Origin of the sequence: Citrobacter freundii complex sp. CFNIH4 (assembly GCF_002934505.1) — a bacterium.
In the GTDB taxonomy this organism is placed as follows: Bacteria; Pseudomonadota; Gammaproteobacteria; order Enterobacterales; family Enterobacteriaceae; genus Citrobacter; species Citrobacter freundii.
Map to the genome: position 1 here is coordinate 4764474 of NZ_CP026231.1, position 19416 is coordinate 4783889.

A 19416-nucleotide genomic window follows, 5' to 3' on the forward strand; every position below is an offset into this window, starting at 1 on the left:
CGCGCTTACACTTATTCAGTAACGTTTTTCAGGAGACACGATCATGGCCAGCAGAGGCGTAAACAAGGTGATTCTCGTCGGTAATCTGGGCCAGGACCCGGAAGTACGCTATATGCCGAATGGTGGCGCAGTTGCCAACATTACGCTGGCTACTTCCGAATCCTGGCGTGATAAAGCGACCGGTGAAATGAAAGAGCAGACTGAATGGCACCGCGTTGTGCTGTTTGGCAAACTGGCGGAAGTGGCCAGTGAATATCTGCGTAAAGGTTCCCAGGTCTATATCGAAGGTCAGCTGCGTACCCGCAAATGGACCGATCAGTCCGGCGTAGAAAAGTACACCACTGAGGTTGTTGTTAACGTTGGCGGCACCATGCAAATGCTGGGCGGTCGTCAGGGCGGTGGTGCTCCGGCAGGTGGCGGCCAGCAGCAGGGTGGTTGGGGTCAGCCTCAGCAGCCGCAGGGCGGCAATCAGTTCAGCGGCGGCGCGCAGTCTCGTCTGCAGCAGTCCGCTCCGGCAGCGCCGTCTAACGAACCGCCGATGGATTTCGACGACGATATTCCGTTCTGAATGACATAAAGTAATTACTGTTAAACTAATTCTTAAATTAGTCTAATTAACTAATTGGTTTTACAGAATAAAAATGAAAAATTAAGCCCTTTAAGTGTGTAAGCATTTGAAGGGCTTTTTCGTTTTATGTGACTTTGTGTTTTTATAAAATCGTATAACTTTAAAAGTTGTGAAGATAAAAGTTTGTAGCTACTCTTATTTTGTCAACAAGGGTGGTGCAATGAAAATAGAGTTAGTCACACACGAAACGGGCGAACAGATACCAATGATGCTGGATGATTCTGGTATGCCAGTTGTCTTACCTAATGAGTTTATTCTTGCCAGACGCTCCCTCAGTACAAATACATTGGTTCGGAATTTGAGAGAGCTATCAGTGCTCTATCGCTGGCTGGATAAATCGAATTATGACCTATCTGCGAAATTGCTGGCTCAGAATTCATTCAACGAAGCAGAATTAAAAGGTGGCTTGGTCGAAGCGTTAAGAATTGATCAGGCCAATGGACGTATAAATTTAGTAGCGCCTAATACCTTTAATCAACGGTTAACGACTATTAGACAATTTATCAGTTGGTGTATGGACGTATTGATAAGCCAGTTGCCTTTGTCTTCCCTAGACTATGAACGTTTGAGAGAGCGAAAGTCATTCTTTCTAAAAATGTTGGAAGGCAGCTTTATGTCTGCCACACCAATGAAGAAAAGCCTTCGTAAGGGGCTAAATGAGGTAGAGGTTGACTTCCTGCTTGCCGTGTTGCATCCCGATGCTAAGCAAGGATTTGGACGAGATCCTGCTGTAAAGTTTAGAAACTATGTGTCTGTAGGGTTAATGTTATTTTGTGGTCTAAGGCCAGGTGAACTGCTTAGCCTTAGGGTAGAAGATGTTCAAGTTGGTGCGATTTCGGCGATAAAGATTGAGCGTAGACCAGCAGACTCAATGGATGTGAGGCGGCCGAGGCCTCAAATCAAGCGTAATGGTAGACTTATTCCGATTGAGAGTCGGCAGTTTGCTTTTGCATTAAATGAGTACATTGTTACCTGGCGTGACGTGCTTGAAAGCAAAAGTAACCATGAGTCAGACTATTTAATCTTGAGTGATGAGGGGGCGCCCTTGTCACAATCCTCAATTACACAGTTTTTTCAGTTATTGCGAACACAATATGCTGACCGTCTTCCTGAAAACTTAACGGCCAAGTCTCTTAGACACACATTCTCATCCCGGCTTGAGAGGGTTCTTAGAGCTTCAGGAATGGATGAGCAGCGCAGACGAGAAGCGCTGGCCTTTCTGCGTGGCGATAGTAGTTTAGATTCACAAGACATTTATATTGCCCAAGAAGTGGAGGAGCAAGCGGTTAAGTCATTGAGGCGGTATCAGGCAGATATGATGTCCGAGAGGTAGTCAAAGTGAACGCGAAATTATCGAAAACACAAGCTGTAGAACAGCCTTGGTCTGAGATGCAGATCCTGGTTACTCGAGAGGGGAAAACAATTGATATATCAGGCGATAAATGGTTGCTCCCCATAGTGATTCGTGAACACTCAACACTCGATTTTGGCAAAGTCTCAAATTTACAGCTGAGAAATGCGTTGAAGCACTATGTGTCTGACCAAGTTAGACGTACTTCAACATCCGCTGGATACAAAGTTTTTCGTGATGTATGGAGGCTAGTTCTTAGGGATTGGCGGAAAGATAATCAACCGGAAAGTGCTAAAGAGCATCTTATTGATTTATTTGAAAACTCTATCAATATTCAACGCTCTCGGCACAAGCTTTGGACAATGTATATGCCAATTCGGTGGTATATTTGGTGTGCTGACAACATTTCAGATAGTACATTTTCAGATGCGTATGCCGCTGAACTTGAAGCAATGGTTATACCTGGAGGTCCAAAGGGTGAGGCCGTTAGGATGTCCGACCCCGATATGGGGCCATTACATAAATCCCTAGAGCTCCCTCTTTTGATTGCTGCGCTAAAAGAGGACAAGAGCCTAGAGTTTGAGCATCTCCAGCAAAAGGCTGTGATGGCTTTGTCATTAGCTTTCGGCCGAAACCCCGCAAACCTGACATATCTGAGGGAGGGGGATCTCGTTAAGCTTGATCCATCGAACGAAGACCCTTGTTATATAATTCGGATGCCGCGTATTAAGAAGAGGTTTGTTAATCCTCGCGATGACCTGATGGATGAATATTTAGATCCCCATTTCGGAAGAATTCTAGAAAATCTTGTCGAGCAAAATAACTTCGTGCTTCTTAGCTTTAAAGGTACAGACTTCTCTACCCCAGAGAATCGACCTCTTCTAATAAAAACAAACGGTAACCGCGTTGCCATGCTTTCTCTAGATTCAGAGAATATTTTCAATATGACAAGCGCGGATATATCTCGTTTAATTACAGCCTTTACAAAACGTCATAACATAATTTCCCCTCTTACTGGTGAATTAATGTATGTCACACCAAGGAGGTTACGATACACCTTGGCAACAGGCCTGGCGACAGAGGGTATCAGCAGGCGTGAGCTAGCCAGGATATTAGATCATACGGATACCCAGCATGTAGGGGTATATTTTGATGTTGCGGGAGCAGTTGTTGAGCATCTCGATAAGTCTATGGCAAAAGGATTCTCGAAGTACCTCAATTTCTTCAAAGGTAAGCTTATTGATAGTAATGAAGACGCTATCAATGGTGAGCGAGATGACAAGTACCTGACGTTTGTCGATGAGGAAAATCCGGATGATCAGTCTGATATTGGTGTGTGTGGGGAGTCTAGTGTCTGCCACCTTGATCCTCCTTATTCATGTTATTTGTGCCCTAAATTTCAGCCTTATCGTCATGCTGCTCATGAGCATGTCTTGGAATGTTTGCTGGCAGGCCGTGAAGAGCGTTTAAAAAAATACGAGAATGCGCGATTGGGTATACAGCTTGATGAGGTAATCGCTGCGGTCGCACAGGTAGCTCAGCTTTGTGAAGAAGGGGGCCAGAATGTCTGATGGTCGCTCCAATCGGAAGGCCAAGGTTATCCCCTTCATTGATCGTCTTGAGCGCGATAGAAAGGCAAATACCCAGGCTTTGGTCGATAAAGCTAAGCTAATGAAGCTAGAAGGGTTTGAGTCGGTTTTTTGGGGTAATCCTGTGTGGCAAGTGAATGCTGGCCGCCTAGTCAAGCTTACGGGTAAAAACGCTAAAACTGCGTCGTTTGCTTTTACGCTTCCCCCTAAACTTGGCTCAGAACCTCTACGTCATGACTGGGAGGAGGTTGCCAAGGCATTACTGATTCTTCGATTCCACAGAAAACATCAATCAACACCCAATCAGCGTAACTTCATTACCGCTGTTGGGTATATCTCATTTGCAGCTAACCAACTGGGGCAGGAACTGGCCAAACTCACGCCAGAAGCGCTAGACGATGCGTGTGGATTAATTTCAAAACACTACAGTGACACCACTGCCTACAACCTTCACAAGCATGTTGCAGAGTTCGCTGCACACTGTGATGCTAATGGTTTGTGCAGGGTGATGTTACAATACAAATATTCGAAGATGGTGCGCCCAGTGAATACTGGAGGCCTGAATCATAAAAGGCTGGATGATCCTGACGTTCTGGAGACCAAATCCGAGAAGTTTGTTGATCCTACCGTGTTTCGGGTTATCGGTGAGCTCTATTTGACGGTTCCAAAAGAACATAAATACAGATTGTATGTCCTGATATTGACTCTGCTTGCTTGTACTGGCCGCCGCTTTAGTGAGATTTCATTACTTCCGCTTCAAGAAGTTACGTTAGACGAAGACCAAAAAGCCTTCATAGAATATTTCCCTCGAAAGGCTAGTCTCGGTGATCTATTTACACCTAAAAGAAAACTCTACTTGCCGTCAGAGGTCGTAACAATAGTTAAAGATGTACTTGATGAGGTACGCGTGGCAACAGATTCGGTGAGAATTACCGCAGAGGAAATGCATCGTTCTCGCGGCCCCGATATTCGTTTTTTGAATAAAATTCCAGAGAAAAGAAAGTTATACATTGATGACCTGTTAAAAATGGGGATAAGCAGCAATACCATTTGTTCTACTGGATGGATTCGAAAGATTGGTCTTGTTTGGCAGGACCATGAGCGAGTGACCAAACAAGGGAAAAAGCCTAATAACCCTATTTGCTACACAAATAAGGACGCTGTCAAAGCGTATTGTTTTAGAGACTTTTCTGAAAAACTACTACGAGCATTCCATATTGATCAATTTGGTAAAGAATACTATCTGAAAGATCTTTTATTTATTCGCTCATTGGGACTTTCAACTGGAAGCTATGCTCACTGGTTAGCTACAAGCTGTAGCCAGTCTATGTTCACCACATTTCTCCGTTATTTTCCTGCTCTTGCTGCTGAATACGCTTGCAATAGTATCGAGGTAGATTTTACCAGTCACCACTTCCGCCACACGCTCAATACTTTACTTGATGAAGGTGGGTTAAGTGATCTTCTGCAAACTGAATGGTTTGGGCGAACCAATCCCAGGGACACCAAAGCCTATCAGCATACATCCCGCGAAAAACGTGCACTGATGCTCCGCGAAGATATCAAAAAAGGCTTGGTCGGTGGTCTATTGGCTGAGCAACTCAAAGTAGTTCCGGTAGAAGTACAGGATGCCATTCTTAAAGCACGCATTCAGGCTGTGCATGATGTCGGGACAGGTATCTGCGTCCACAACTTTTCTCAAACACCCTGCGAGCGCCATTTACAATGTTCGGCAGATTGTAAAGACTACGTGTGGGTCAAGGATGATAAGGGTAGGCTGGACGAGCAGAAGCGCCAATATGCCCTTACCGCATTGGCCCGAAAAAATGCTGAGAAACAGTTAAGTAGTAACAAGCCCAAAAAGAGCGCTGATTGGATAGCTCATAACGATAAAAAACTCAAAACGCTGGCTGTGCAACTGGCTGATAACGGGGTGGAGCAATTTGATCCCGAACAATATTTAAACGAGGTAGAGCATGGTTAAGCGCTTCAGGCGCATGTCCGATAGTGACATCAATACAATCGTAGCTGATTTGGATCGCTGGGCACTTGGCGAGCTTGGAGCAAAACTCACCTGGGCTGTTCTAGAAGAACGTTTTGGCTTTAGTCGTCAGTCACTCCAAGCCAAATCTGAAATTAAAGCCGCTTATGACAATGCCAAACAAGCATTGTCGGGTGGCTTAGTGAAAACCAAAGCGCAGGCAACGAAAGAGGCGGAAGAGCTTCAGGTAGAGGTGGATCGCCTCAAAGCGGAACTAGAAGCCTACAAGAGAAAAGAAGCTCAATGGTTACGCCGCTGGCAGCAAATCGCCTTCCATGTGCGGCAGAAGGGCATGCAGATGGCTAGTGTTGATAAGGTCCCGTCACAAGGAGGGGAGCTGCCCTCGAATACTGAAACCGCGCAGATTCTCCGGCTGTTTGATAAAGCGATACCGCCATCCGGGAGGATCTAAAGGCATGATGTAAAAAGGAATTGCAATTCTATGACTTGCTATATAATTTAGCTAAATTATATAGCAGTCACAATTCCATAGGCTAAAAAATGAACGAATGCGAAATTTACGTACACATCAAACAAGCCTTGTTAGATGCACCTCGTAACCAGTACACCGCTGAGCTCCACTTGCAAATGATCAAGTATGCTGACGAGTTGAAGAACATTACAGCGAAAGAGTTCTGTGAAGGAGTCGGCTTGCGAAGTAGCTTCGGTACCGAATTTAGCAAAATGCGTAACCTGACACAGCGATTAAAAGCGGCCGGGCTTGATACCACCAAACTATAACGACTCAAATTTAATCATGTTGGGCTGTTGCTCGGCACTGCAAGGAATAACCATGGCCATTAAGAAAACTGAACTTTACTCCTCCCTTTGGGCCAGCTGCGATGAGCTGCGTGGAGGTATGGATGCAAGCCAGTACAAAGATTATGTGCTGACCATGCTGTTTATGAAGTATGTCTCTGACAAATACAAAGGTGACCCTTACGGCATGATTGTAGTGCCACAAGGTGCCAGCTTTGACGATATGGTTGCCCTGAAAGGCGACAAAGAGATCGGCGATAAAATCAATAAAATCATCAGCGCGCTGGCCGAAGAAAATGACCTCAAAGGCGTCATCGATGTTGCCGACTTCAACGATGAAGACAAGCTTGGCAAAGGCAAAGAGATGATTGACCGCCTGTCTAAGCTGATTGGTATCTTTGAAGGGCTAGATCTCTCTGCCAACCGTGCAGATGGCGATGACTTGTTGGGTGATGCTTACGAATACTTGATGCGCCACTTTGCAACCGAATCCGGTAAATCCAAAGGCCAGTTTTATACACCGTCGGAAGTGTCACGTATCCTTTCTAAAGTGATTGGTATTGATAGCAATACTCCGCAAGATGCCACCGTCTACGACCCAACCTGCGGCTCGGGCTCGCTATTGCTAAAAGCCAGTGATGAAGCGCCCCGTGGGTTGAGTATTTTTGGCCAGGAGATGGACAACGCCACCAGTGCCTTGGCGCGTATGAACATGATCCTGCACAACAACGCCACCGCCAAAATCTGGAAAGGCAACACCATTGCTGACCCGCAATGGAAAGAAGCAAACGGCCAACTTAAGACTTTTGATTTCGCCGTGGCCAATCCGCCGTTTTCCAACAAAAACTGGACCAGTGGCATCAATCCTAATGACGATGAATTTGGCCGATTCAGTTGGGGCATTCCACCTGAGAAAAATGGCGACTACACCTTTTTACTGCACATCATTAAAAGCCTAAAAAGCACGGGTAAAGGCGCGGTCATTCTGCCTCACGGCGTTTTGTTCCGTGGTAATGCCGAAGCACGTATTCGTGAAAACCTCATCAAGCAAGGTTACATCAAAGGCATTATTGGCTTACCTGCGAACCTGTTTTACGGCACCGGCATTCCTGCTTGCATTATCGTGATTGATAAAGAGCACGCGCAGGCAAGGAAGGGGATTTTTATGGTCGATGCCAGCAAAGGCTTCATGAAAGACGGCAACAAAAACCGCCTGCGCAGCCAAGATATTCATAAAATCGTCGATGTATTTACCAAGCAGCTAGAACTGCCGCGCTACTCGCGCATGGTGCCGCTCAGTGAAATCGCCGGTAACGACTACAACCTGAATATTCCGCGTTATATCGACTCCAGTGATCCGGAGGATTTGCACGATTTAAGCGCTCATCTGCAAGGCGGTATTCCAAACCGAGACATCGATGCCTTAGAGAGATACTGGCAAATCTTCCCGAGTATTCGAGCGACTTTGTTCAAGCCCGCGCGTGAGGGCTATAGTGAGGCCTTGGTCAAAGCCTCCGAGGTAAAAGGTACCATTCTGAATCATGCGGAGTTTAAAACTTTCGCGACGGAAAGCTTGCAGCATTTTCATGCATGGAGTGAAGCTATCGCGTTAGGGGAAATCGCTATCGGCGATCAACCCAAATCGCTTATTTTTGAAATCAGTGAAAGTTTATTGCATAGTTACGCGAACGTGGCGTTACTCAGCAAATACGACATCTACCAGATCCTGATGGATTACTGGGCAGAGTCAATGCAAGACGATGTATATGTGCTAGTGCAAGACGGCTGGCAAGCAGGCAAAGTGCTGCGCGAGCTAGCCGTTAAAAAAGGTGAAAAGCTCAAAGAGGCACCCGATTTAGTGATTGGCAAAGCCAAATACAAAGCCGAACTCATTCCACCTGCGTTAATTGTCGCGCGCTTTTTTGCCGAAGTACAAGCGCAAGTGGATCGCCTGCAAAGTGCGCTGGATAGCGCCAGCCAAGCGCTTGAAACTTTCCTTGAGGAAAACAGCGGTGAAGACGGCTTACTAAACGATGCGCTAAACGATAAAGACAAAGTCACCAAAGCCACGGTTACGGCGCGTTTAAAACTATCCATCGACCCGGATGAAAAAGCCGCACTCAAACAAGCCAAAAAACTGTTTGATGCCGAGGCCGATGCCAAAAAAGCCCTAAAAGAAGCGCAAGATGCGCTCGATTTAGCGGTATTTAAGCAATACCCCAAACTCAGCATTGATGAGATTAAATCCCTGATTGTGGACGACAAATGGTTGGCAACGCTTGAAAGCCATATTGTCGCCGAAATCGAGCGCATTACCCAGCAGCTGGCCAATCGTGTGAAAGAGTTGGAAGAGCGTTATAGCGAGCCATTGCCTGCCCTTACCCAATCAGTAGAAAACCTGAGTGATAAAGTGGCAGGTCACTTAAAAGCCATGGGGCTGGAGTGGGTGTTATGAGCGGAGTAGCGGAAGTCAGTGCAAAATACCTAGCCGAAGCGGCTTCGAATCCAATACCTATTGGATATAAACAGACAGATGTAGGGTTGATTCCAGAGGATTGGAAATGCGTTACTCTCGGTGAAATAGGTGACATAGTTCGAGGTGGCTCTCCAAGGCCGGCAGGAGATTCTAGGTTCTTCAATGGGGATTTTATTCCTTGGTTGACGGTAGCATCGCTTACAAATATCCCTGCATCTGAGATTTATGTTACAGAAACAATTTCAAAATTAACTGAGCTTGGTTCATTACAAAGTAGAACTTTAGAGAAAGGCACGCTAATAATTTCAAATAGCGGTGCTACCCTTGGTGTTGCAAAAATTCTTGGCATTAAATGTTGCGCAAACGATGGTGTTGCGGCAATTATTAACCAAAAGATGGGAGTCCGAGAGTTTCTTGTCTATTACTTCAACACGCAGACCAAGAAGCTACACGATCAGGTCGCAACAGGAAATGGGCAGCCTAACCTCAATACAGATTTGATAAAGAATATCGCTGTTCCATTCCCTAATGAAAAAGAACAAACCGCCATCGCCAATGCGCTATCCGATGTTGATGCGATAGTCAGCGAGCTGGAAGAACTGATCGCCAAAAAACAGGCCATCAAAACCGCCACCATGCAACAACTGCTCACCGGCCGCACCCGCCTGCCGCAGTTTGCTTTGCGTGAAGATGGCAAGCCAAAAGGCACCAAACCAAGTGAGTTAGGGGAAATCCCGGAGGATTGGGAACGTATATCAATTGGTCGCGATACGGTTTTAAAAGCTCGTATTGGTTGGCAAGCGTTAACGACCAAAGAATACCAAACAACAGGAGATATCTATCTAGTAACTGGTACTGATTTTGATTCGGGTGCCGTGAAATGGGAAAGATGTTTCTATGTAAGCGAATGGCGTTATAAACAAGATCAAAATATTCAGCTTAGAAATGATGATGTATTAATAACCAAGGATGGAACTATTGGTAAAGTTGGTTATGTCACTGCACTCAGTCGGCCTGCCACGTTGAATAGTGGTGTTTTCGTTGTTAGGCCTAAAAACAATAATTTGATGCAACGCTTTTTGTTCTACGTACTTACATCCAGAGTTTTTGACGATTTCATTAACAGAATTACCGCAGGCTCGACTATTACCCACTTGTATCAAAAGGATTTTGTTAATTTTGAATTTTCAGCACCTTGTATAGAAGAACAAACCGCCATCGCCACCATTCTGTCCGATATGGACGAAGAGATTCAGGCGCTGGAACAACGCCTTGGCAAAACCCGCCAAATCAAACAAGGCATGATGCAGGAGCTGCTGACGGGTAAGACACGCTTGCTGCAACCGCTAAATAAGGAGTCACAACATGGCTGACCAACAGCAAAGTTATAAAAAAGCTCGCTTTTTTAAATGTGCGTTGCAGGTTAATCCAGCGGGTTATATTCAATACCGTGGCCAACAACAGAGTCTGTCTGAATCTGACTATAACCAGCGGTTGTTAAATGCTGCACTGGAGGCGGGCATTGAGATTATCGGTTTGGCTGACCATGGCTCGGTAGATGGTGTTGACTCGATTCGAACCTTGTTTAATCAACATGGTATCGTGGTTTTTCCCGGCTTTGAGATTGCTTCAAGCGAAAAAATACATTTTGTCTGTTTGTTTGATGAAAGCAAATCGGCGCAAGAGCTTGAGCGAATTCTGGGTAGTTTGCGGCTATTGGATCCTCAGGACGGTGTTCGCCCTTCGAGGTTAAGTGCAGAGCAGTTGATTGATGAAGTGAATCAGCAAGGTGGCTTTATCTTCGCGGCACACTGTACCAATGACAATGGTTTGCTCAAAATTGGTCAGATGAATCATGTATGGCAACACCAAGGTCTTCTAGCGGCGCAGATACCGGGTTCGATAGAAGATTTGCGTGGCGTTGAAAATGATTTTTACCGAAAAGTTTTCCTGAACAAAGACGCTAACTATAAACGTGAACGGGAGATGGCCGCGATTAACGCAGCTGATGTTGAGGCACCTGAAAAAATAAAAGAAGCAGGTGCTTCCTGTTTAATCAAGATGACCAAACCTTGTTTTGCCTCGTTTAAACAGGCTTTTTTGGATGCTGGCTCAAGGGTTCGTTTAAATTCCGATAAGCCGGAAAACTATGCCTCTGCCATCGAACGTATTCGCTTTGTTGGCGGCTATCTGGACGGCGTTGATATTGAGTTGTCTGACCATCTTAACGCCGTTATTGGTGGACGTGGTACGGGAAAATCAACCTTGTTGGAGTGTATTCGCTACGCATTCGCGTTAGAGCCTAAAACGCAAAACGCGTTAAAACAGCATAAGAGTGTGATTGATACTAACCTTGGCAAAGAGCGGGGGATGGTTGAAATTACGCTGCGCTCAGCCGTGCTGCATGGTCGTAAATTCACGGTGAGTCGAAAATATGGTAATCAACCTGTGGTGGTGGATGAACAAGGCAATGTTTCACCTTACCACCCCACTGATCTGCTGCCGGGCATTGAGCTTTACGGGCAAAATGAAATCTATGAAATGACCCGCGATGAACATAGTCGTAATCAGCTCATAGAGCGCTTTTTGGAAGGGGAACACGAGCAATTTGATGCCGATATTGCCAAGGTGCTGGCAAAACTGAAAGAAAATCGAGAATCCATCAAGCGTGCACTGAGCCAGAAAGACGATGTTGAAGCCGAGGTAGAGCGCCTGCCTAAGCTATTGGATCAGGCTAAGCAGTATCAAGCCTTAGGGATTGAAGAAAAGCTGAAAATTATTCCTAAGCTGGAAAAAGAAAAGCAGTTAAAAGCGCGTGTCGATGAAGATGTGACTCGCGTAAAAGACGCCATTGAAGCCCTTAAAGACAGCTTGCCCGATACGGTTTTTTTAAGTGATAGCGCATTGGATGGCTTGCCGCATGCTGATTCATTTAGGCAGCAGCGCTTGGTGTTGGACGCCTTAAAAGCAGGTGTACAGCAAACGCTAGTGCAACTGGAACAGCTTGCTTTGAATGCGGATACACAGCTGGCACCGCTTAAGCAAGCGTTGTTGGAAAAACAGCAGACTGAAGAGCAGAATTTAGAAAAAGCCTTTAAAGATATTCCGGCAAGCCAAGGTAAAACGGGACGGCAAATTGGCGCAGAGTATCAGACGCTGCTGAAGCAAATTGAGCAGATCAGACCCAAGCAAACCACGTTACAACATCGCCAAGCGCAAATTGACGAGTTGTACGGCCAGCGCAAAAAGCTGTTGTTGGAGTTGGATCAGTATACGAGCGCCAGAGCGACCAGTATTTTGAAATCAGTGAAACGCTTAACGCGCAAGCTGGAACAAAAGGTTCGGCTTACCTTGCAGCCGGAAGGGAACCGCCAAGCGTTTGTTGATTTTCTTAGCGAATGCAGTTTAGAGGGCGTAGGGCCTAAGCGCTTGGCTTGGGTGCTGGATGGCGACTTTTCACCCAGTAATCTCGCTGCCACCATTCGCCAGGGAGAAACAGAATTAGCCCAGAACTTTGGCGTCACAGGTACGGTTATTACCGCCTTAACCCGTTTGCCAGAAGTAAAGCTCTTAGAGCTGGAAGAGTTGCAACTGCCCGATACGATGGCCATTGAACTGAATGTGACCCATGGCGAGCGAGAGGCAGTATTTCGCCCTATTGATGACTTATCGACGGGGCAGCAGTGTACCGCTGTTTTGCATTTGTTGCTTTTGGACAATCAAGACCCTTTGATTTTGGATCAACCGGAAGACAATTTGGATAACGCATTTATTGCCGAACGTATTGTCGCAGAGCTTCGCAGAGCAAAACTAAGCCGCCAATTTCTGTTTGCCACACATAATGCCAATATCCCCGTATTCGGTGATGCAGAATGGATCGGTGTGTTGAGTGTTGAAGATAGTAAAGGGATGATTTTGTCAGAGCAGCAAGGGGCTATTGATGTACCCAAAGTTCAAGAGCTGGCAGCCGATATTTTGGAAGGTGGTAAAAGTGCGTTCAATCAGCGCCGTGAGAAATACGGTTTTAATTGAGCACTTGTGCCCCTTGGGAGAAACGCATGTTAAAGACAGAATTATTAGAAATTATTGCCAATGGTGAAAACTCAGGCGTGGAGTTTAAGCGGGACGATATTCGCCCTGAACAACTGGCAAAAGAAGTGGTGGCTATGGCCAACTTCCAAGGCGGAAGAATACTGCTTGGCGTAGAAGACGATGGGGTAATCAGCGGTATTCAAAGGGGCGATCTCGAAGAATGGGTGATGAATGTTTTTCAGAACAAAATCCATCCTATGATTTTGCCTTTTTATGAAGAGGTAAAGTTAGACGATGACAAAACCGTGGCAGTTGTGAGCTTCCCTATTGGTATCTCAAAGCCTTATGTCGTTCGTCACAGCGGGAAAGAAGAAATCTACATTCGTGTAGGCACAACGTCCAGACTGGCGACCAGAGAGCAGCAAATGAGGCTGTTTGAATTGGGTGGCATGTTACACACTGAAGTCATGCCCGTTCCTCGTACAGATATCAGTTGTCTGGATGATGCGCGGCTGATGAATTATGTTCGGGATATCTTGCGTGATCCAGATGTACCGAAGTCTCCTGAAGAATGGCAGGCAAGGCTTCTCGGGCTTGGGTTTTTAACGGAGGCGGCAGGTAACATTTGCTGCACCATTGCAGGACTGGTGCTGTTTGGCAAAAGCCCGCGCCGTTACTTAAAGCAAGCTGGATTAAGAGTGATGGCATTTACTGGCGATGATAAGGAATACCAAGCAGCGCTGGATGACATTATAGATGGCCCAATGGTTGGTCGCTGGGATCTCGATAATGGTGATAAACGCCTGGTCGATGGCGGCGTTATTGAGCGCTTTATGGAAGCGATGACACCCTTTATATCTGAGGAGTCTGGTGAGGTAGATGCAGGGCTGAGACGGGAAACAAAGTGGTTTTATCCCCTTGAAGCCGTAAGGGAGGCATTGATTAACTCACTGGCTCACCGCGATTGGACTCGGTTTGTTGAGATTGAAGTGTCAGGATACTCGAATCGCCTTGAAGTGATTAGCCCTGGTGCTTTGCCAAATTCAATGACAGTTGAAAAAATGAAGGCAGGTCAGCGGTCACCAAGGAATACCATCGTCATGGAAGTTTTGCGTGATTATGGCTATGTCGATTATCGAGGAATGGGTGTGAGAACAAAAATTGTTCCGCTAACCAAAGCGCTCACGGGTAAAGAGCCAGAGTTTGAATTAACCGATGATCATTTAAAAACGGTGTTATATCGCTAGGCGAAGAAAATGAATTTTTGCTTGACCGCTGCTTGATTGAGTGGTGTTGAAGTCAATTAAATTAGTAATAAAATATTGATTTTAAAGGGTAAAATTTGCTTGATCGTTGCTTGGCTGTCAAGAGGAACAAGCTTCGAATTGATTAGAGGTTAGGATGAGTAACGTAGGTCAGCGTGAGCGCGCTACCCAAAATCGTATCGTTCAGTTTTTTCAAACTGACTTAGGTTATCGCTATTTAGGCGATTGGCAGGATCGCGCTAATAATAAAAATATTGAAGTGGATATCCTGGTTGATTGGCTAAATAAACGCGGTGTCAGCGAGGCGTTGATCAATCGTGCTATTCGCCAATTGGATACGGCAGCAGCGCTGGGCGAAGGTAAAAAGCTCTATTACGCCAACAAAGAGGTTTACCGCCTGCTGCGCTACGGCGTGAAAGACAAAGAAGGCGCTGGCCATCTTAATGAGACGGTATGGTTGATTGACTGGAAGAATCCACAGGCGAACGATTTTGCCATTGCTGAAGAGGTCTCGATTAAAGGCGAAAACAAAAAACGCCCAGACATTGTGCTCTATGTGAACGGCATTGCGCTGGGCGTTATCGAATTAAAGCGCTCGTCGGTGTCGGTTTCAGAAGGTATTCGGCAGAATCTCGATAACCAAAAGAAAGACTTCATCCGCAACTTCTTTACCACCATGCAATTAGTGATGGCGGGTAACGACACCCAAGGCTTGCGTTACGGCACCATTGAAACGCCTGAAAAGCACTACCTTGAGTGGAAGGAAGACCTTACCAATCCTTATGAGCACAAACTCGATTTCCACCTGAGCCGCGTGTGTAACAAAGCGCGCTTGCTACAAATTATCCATGATTTTATTGTTTTCGATGCGGGTATTAAAAAGACCTGTCGTCACAATCAGTTCTTTGGTATTGAAGCGGCAAAACGCCATATCACAAGGCGTGAAGGCGGCATTATTTGGCATACGCAAGGTTCTGGCAAAAGCCTCACTATGGTATGGCTGGCCAAATGGATACGTGAGAATGTCAAAGACGCACGTGTATTGATTGTGACCGATCGTACAGAGCTGGATGAGCAGATTGAAAAAGTATTCACCGGTGTTGAGGAAGATATTTATCGCACCAAAAGCGGTGCCGATTTGGTGGCGACACTCAATCAGCCCAACCCCTGGTTGGTTTGCTCTTTAGTCCATAAATTTGGTCGGCGGTCTGATTCGGAAAACGATACCGCGACGGATGAGTTTATTGCCGAGTTAAAGAAATCCCTACCATCGGACTTTAAAGCCAAAGGTGATGTGTTTGTTTTTGTGGATGAGTGTCACCGTACTCAATCGGGCAAGTTGCACGAGGCGATGAAATCAATCCTGCCAGAAGCTATGTTTGTCGGCTTCACTGGCACGCCCTTGATGAAGAAAGACAAGAAAAAATCGGTTGAGGTATTTGGCCCTTACATTCACACCTATAAGTTTGATGAAGCTGTGGCCGATGGGGTGGTGCTCGACTTGCGCTATGAAGCACGAGACATTGACCAAAATGTCACTTCGCAGAAAAAGGTTGATGAATGGTTTGAGGCCAAAACACGCGGCTTATCACGATTAGCGAAAACCCAGTTGAAACAGAAATGGGGCACCATGCAAAAGGTGCTGTCCAGTAAATCGCGTTTGCAGCAAATTGTGAACGATATCTTGCTGGATATGGACACTAAGCCACGCCTGATGGATGGCTACGGCAATGCCATGTTGGTCTGCTCTAGTGTTTATCAAGCTTGTAAAGCTTATGAAATGTTCAGCCAAACAGATTTAGCCGGTAAGGTGGCTATTGTCACCAGTTTTCAGCCGACTGCTGCAAGCATTAAAGGGGAAGAAACGGGTGAGGGTTTAACGGAAAAGCTCTTTAAATACGATATTTACCGCAAAATGCTTGCGGATTACTTCGAGCAAACGGAAGACAAGGCTGCAAACCGGGTTGAAGAGTTTGAAAAAAAAGTTAAAAAGCAATTTATTGATGACCCAGGTCAAATGCGCTTACTGATCGTTGTCGATAAGCTGCTTACTGGCTTTGACGCCCCTTCGGCTACCTATTTGTATATCGACAAACAGATGGCTGATCACAATCTGTTTCAGGCCATTTGCCGCGTGAACCGTTTGGATGGCGATGATAAAGAATACGGGTATATCATCGACTACAAGGATTTGTTCCGCTCGTTGGATAAAGCGATTTCTGATTACACTCAAGGCGCATTTGATGGTTATGACAAGGAAGATGTTGCAGGGCTGCTGAAAGATCGTTTAGAGCAAGCCAAGCTCGATTTGGATAATGCGCTGGAAATGGTGCGCGCCTTGTGTGAGCCAGTAAAAGCGCCACGCAATACGGAAGACTACATTCATTATTTTTGTGGTGAGTCTGGATTTAATCAAGATAAATTGACTGAAAAAGAAGCGCTGCGTTTAACGCTTTATCAGAACGTTGCCAAACTACTGCGTGCGTTTGCCAATGTCGCCAATGAAATGCCTGATGCAGGCTATTCTGCGCAAGATGTAGACTTGATAAGAACAGAAGTTGCTCATTTTGAAAAAGTCCGTGACGAAGTAAAACTGGCCAGTGGCGATTTGGTAGAAATGAAACGCTTTGAGCCTGCGATGCGCCATTTGTTAGATATGTATATTCGTGCGGATGACAGCGAAGTACTGATGGATTTTGAAGAGCTTGGGCTTATTGAGCTTATCGTTGAAAAAGGTGCTGATGCCTTGGAGGTTTTACCCAAAAGTATTCGTAAGAACCAAGAAGCCATGGCAGAAACAATCGAGAATAACGTGCGTAAAACCATCGTCGATGAAAACCCGGTTAACCCTAAGTATTACGAGCAAATGTCGGTGTTACTGGATGAGCTGATTGAGCTTCGTCGCCAAAAAGCCATTGAATATCAAGAGTATCTGGAAAAAATCCTCGAGCTATCTCGTAAGGTTGTACGTCCAGAGCAGACAGCGGCTAACTATCCGCCATCGATGGACTCTAATCCCAAACGTGCGTTTTACGATAATTTTGGTCAAGATGAACTACTGGCTACCAAAATAGATAGTGCCATTCGTTATACCAAAAAAGCGGACTGGGTAGGGGATCGTTTCAAGGAGCGAGAAATTGCCAATGCTGTGAGAGAAGAAACGGATGGTTATGAGGTTGATATTCAGAGTGTAATGAAATTGGCAAAAGCGCAAAAAGAGTACCATTAATGCCTAAAATAGAAGTTGGTTCTATTACGATCCAGTTAAATCGTAAGGCAATTAAAAACCTCCATATCAGCGTGTTGCCACCTGATGGGCGTGTGCGCGTTTCTGCTCCGGAATCTATGACAGAAACCGCAATCCGTATGGCAGTGATCAGTCGCATTCCTTGGATCAAGAAACAGCAGAGTGATTTTGCCAAACAACCTCGCCAATCTGATCGAGAAATGGTTAGCGGTGAATGTCATTACCTGTGGGGCAGGCGTTATCGTCTGAATCTTATTGAGCGTTCCGGAAAGCATGAAATCAAGCTAGGTCGTGGTCGATTGCATTTATATGTCAATCCCGCAACAACGCTTGAGAACAAGGCGCTGGTAATGAACTCATATTATCGAGATGCACTTAAAGCGCGAATCGCTGAGTTATTGCCTGTTTGGGAGGACAAGATCGGCGTTACAGCTGTCGATTGGGGAGTCAAAAAGATGAAAACCAAATGGGGTAGCTGCAATATTAAGGCAAAGCGCATTTGGCTAAATTTAGAGCTCGCGAAAAAGCCTCCCGAATGTCTAGAGTACATATTGGTACATGAATTGGTGCATCTGCTAGAGCGTAATCATAATGAGCAATTTAAGGCGCACATGGATAGATTACTGCCTGATTGGCGAGAGCGCCGTGATTTGTTAAACCGAATGCCTTTAGCACACAACAGTTGGATTTATTAAGGACTTACGTATTTTGCGTGTAATTTGGTGCTCATAAAGAAGCCACTATGAACACAAAACAGAGCTCGACGTGTGAAATTCTGGGTGTTCACATAAATCAGAGTGCACCCTTTTAGGGGCTAGCTTTCCGTGTCAGACTTATATGTGACTGGTAGCTAAACTAAATGTAGTATTAACTTTCACATGTGAAAGTTCTAGGGTCACAGCTTAAAACCGTGATTTGAACCATCCGGTAGATCGACATGAAGGCGAAGTTTTCCTCCTGCTGATGCAACAAGCTGCTTCAGTCTCTGTAGGCTATCGATTGTGCAGTTATCAATGTGGCAGCCTGCATCAGTCTCGATACGTTCTAGTAACTCGATTAAATGGATATGGATTAGCTGTTTTGAAGCTATTTCCTTAGCAGAATCAACGAGATTTTGAGGTTGCTCTGCAATAATATCTTCCAGTGTTCTGCCCATTTTTGCTCCTTTGGAGTTGAGCCGCAAAACTTTCACATGTGAAAGTTTTTCCTAGATCTTTATGTTTGGATAGTTTAACCCACTCATAAGTGAATCATCATACTTCTCATCCTATCCTTTGTTTAGGAAAACTTGTCTTTTGCACCTTAAAAGGGCAATTACAGAGTTTTATCCTTTTTGGTCCCTGTCATACTCTTTACTCACTGTCAGCGCTCGCTGGCTATAGCGGTAGCTGGCCCTAAACAGCAATACCTTACCCTCGGGAGGCTATCTCTCAAGGTACTCCTCCATAATCACAGGAGATAATTATGGCCCACTCGATATTCCAAGATCCAGTTGGCGTTTTGTTGATTAGGTGCTGTCGCCGAAAGTGTCAAGATGCTATCTTTACACTCAGCGGCGAACACTCCATAGTTCTTGCTCAAATCGTTGACAATATTTGAGTTTAACTTAACAAAGTTGGCTTTTTTTACAATAAAAGGCAATACTTTTAATAGCTTGAATGGCTTTTGGCATAACTTTATGTGAACTGCCATTCTAAGATAGCTGAACGCATTAACGTTCTAATGTAAAAAAACCCCGTTGCGACGGGGTTTTTTTACATCTCTTATTCAGAATTAATTATTCGGTATTTTCTGGTTTATCATCGCAGCTTTATTATTCATTTAATACGAAATGATTTACGCTAATATTCGATAATATTTATTGATTGTTACAGGGAATGAAAATCAATGTAGGTATTACCGAATGATAACATTAAAAATGACGATAATAACTAATGGATTTATATTGCACTTTTGATTTTTTCAGTTTGAGATAGTTTTTGGAGAGCAATATTAAATTAATTTAAAGAAAAAAATGTAATTTGCTGC

13 protein-coding genes are annotated in these 19416 nt (G+C 45.1%); 12 read left to right on the plus strand and 1 reads right to left on the minus strand.

The window, feature by feature from the left end; translation table 11 throughout:
- The first annotated feature begins 43 nt into the window (after positions 1-43).
- The 12 genes from ssb1 (at position 44) to C2U41_RS24410 (ending at position 18083) form a co-directional block, all read left to right on the plus strand.
- Positions 44-568, plus strand: coding sequence for a single-stranded DNA-binding protein SSB1 (gene ssb1 / locus C2U41_RS24355; protein ID WP_048241790.1), 525 nt, complete (start codon positions 44-46; stop codon positions 566-568).
- Positions 569-788: 220 nt separating this feature from the next.
- The gene (locus C2U41_RS24360) at positions 789-1961 is read left to right on the plus strand and encodes a tyrosine-type recombinase/integrase (protein ID WP_053034696.1); all 1173 of its coding nucleotides are present in this window, start codon (positions 789-791) and stop codon (positions 1959-1961) included.
- Positions 1962-1966: 5 nt separating this feature from the next.
- A complete protein-coding gene (locus tag C2U41_RS24365; protein WP_053034695.1) occupies positions 1967-3550 on the plus strand; it encodes a tyrosine-type recombinase/integrase in 1584 nt (527 codons plus the stop codon).
- Positions 3543-5552 carry an integrase gene (locus C2U41_RS24370; protein ID WP_103848871.1) on the plus strand — a complete coding sequence of 670 codons (2010 nt, stop codon included), beginning with the start codon at positions 3543-3545 and terminating at the stop codon, positions 5550-5552. The genes C2U41_RS24365 and C2U41_RS24370 overlap by 8 nt, the downstream gene beginning before the upstream one ends.
- Positions 5545-6021, plus strand: a complete 477-nt coding sequence (locus tag C2U41_RS24375; protein ID WP_103848870.1) for a protein kinase — start codon at positions 5545-5547, stop codon at positions 6019-6021. The genes C2U41_RS24370 and C2U41_RS24375 overlap by 8 nt, the downstream gene beginning before the upstream one ends.
- A gap of 89 nt (positions 6022-6110) precedes the next feature.
- Positions 6111-6350 carry an HTH-like domain-containing protein gene (locus C2U41_RS24380; protein ID WP_053034692.1) on the plus strand — a complete coding sequence of 80 codons (240 nt, stop codon included), beginning with the start codon at positions 6111-6113 and terminating at the stop codon, positions 6348-6350.
- A 52-nt stretch (positions 6351-6402) separates the two neighbouring features.
- Entirely contained in the window at positions 6403-8823 is a 2421-nt protein-coding gene (locus C2U41_RS24385) for a type I restriction-modification system subunit M (protein ID WP_053034691.1), read from the plus strand.
- Positions 8820-10217 carry a restriction endonuclease subunit S gene (locus tag C2U41_RS24390; RefSeq protein WP_103848869.1) on the plus strand — a complete coding sequence of 466 codons (1398 nt, stop codon included), beginning with the start codon at positions 8820-8822 and terminating at the stop codon, positions 10215-10217. Before C2U41_RS24385 ends, C2U41_RS24390 begins: the two co-directional genes overlap by 4 nt.
- On the plus strand, positions 10210-12876 hold the full coding sequence (locus C2U41_RS24395; protein WP_053034689.1) for a TrlF family AAA-like ATPase: 2667 nt from the start codon (positions 10210-10212) through the stop codon (positions 12874-12876). The genes C2U41_RS24390 and C2U41_RS24395 overlap by 8 nt, the downstream gene beginning before the upstream one ends.
- A 26-nt stretch (positions 12877-12902) precedes the next feature.
- Positions 12903-14123: an RNA-binding domain-containing protein gene (locus C2U41_RS24400; RefSeq protein ID WP_053034688.1), complete on the plus strand. Its 1221-nt coding sequence runs from the start codon at positions 12903-12905 to the stop codon at positions 14121-14123.
- Positions 14124-14277: 154 nt separating this feature from the next.
- On the plus strand, positions 14278-17370 hold the full coding sequence (locus C2U41_RS24405; protein WP_053034687.1) for a type I restriction endonuclease subunit R: 3093 nt from the start codon (positions 14278-14280) through the stop codon (positions 17368-17370).
- Positions 17370-18083: a M48 family metallopeptidase gene (locus C2U41_RS24410; protein WP_103848868.1), complete on the plus strand. Its 714-nt coding sequence runs from the start codon at positions 17370-17372 to the stop codon at positions 18081-18083. Before C2U41_RS24405 ends, C2U41_RS24410 begins: the two co-directional genes overlap by 1 nt.
- A gap of 200 nt (positions 18084-18283) precedes the next feature.
- On the opposite strand, the gene C2U41_RS24415 is transcribed toward C2U41_RS24410, so the two are convergent.
- Positions 18284-18544 carry a hypothetical protein gene (locus C2U41_RS24415; RefSeq protein WP_053034685.1) on the minus strand — a complete coding sequence of 87 codons (261 nt, stop codon included), beginning with the start codon at positions 18542-18544 and terminating at the stop codon, positions 18284-18286.
- Positions 18545-19416 lie beyond the last annotated feature (872 nt).

Coding starts and splice junctions, on each gene's coding strand:
- ssb1 (WP_048241790.1), top strand. CDS start 44: ATGGCCAGCAGAGGCGTAAACAAGGTGATTCTCGTCGGTAATCTGGGC.
- C2U41_RS24360 (WP_053034696.1), top strand. CDS start 789: ATGAAAATAGAGTTAGTCACACACGAAACGGGCGAACAGATACCAATG.
- C2U41_RS24370 (WP_103848871.1), top strand. CDS start 3,543: ATGTCTGATGGTCGCTCCAATCGGAAGGCCAAGGTTATCCCCTTCATT.
- C2U41_RS24375 (WP_103848870.1), top strand. CDS start 5,545: ATGGTTAAGCGCTTCAGGCGCATGTCCGATAGTGACATCAATACAATC.
- C2U41_RS24380 (WP_053034692.1), top strand. CDS start 6,111: ATGAACGAATGCGAAATTTACGTACACATCAAACAAGCCTTGTTAGAT.
- C2U41_RS24385 (WP_053034691.1), top strand. CDS start 6,403: ATGGCCATTAAGAAAACTGAACTTTACTCCTCCCTTTGGGCCAGCTGC.
- C2U41_RS24390 (WP_103848869.1), top strand. CDS start 8,820: ATGAGCGGAGTAGCGGAAGTCAGTGCAAAATACCTAGCCGAAGCGGCT.
- C2U41_RS24395 (WP_053034689.1), top strand. CDS start 10,210: ATGGCTGACCAACAGCAAAGTTATAAAAAAGCTCGCTTTTTTAAATGT.
- C2U41_RS24400 (WP_053034688.1), top strand. CDS start 12,903: ATGTTAAAGACAGAATTATTAGAAATTATTGCCAATGGTGAAAACTCA.
- C2U41_RS24405 (WP_053034687.1), top strand. CDS start 14,278: ATGAGTAACGTAGGTCAGCGTGAGCGCGCTACCCAAAATCGTATCGTT.
- C2U41_RS24410 (WP_103848868.1), top strand. CDS start 17,370: ATGCCTAAAATAGAAGTTGGTTCTATTACGATCCAGTTAAATCGTAAG.
- C2U41_RS24415 (WP_053034685.1), bottom strand. CDS start 18,544: ATGGGCAGAACACTGGAAGATATTATTGCAGAGCAACCTCAAAATCTC.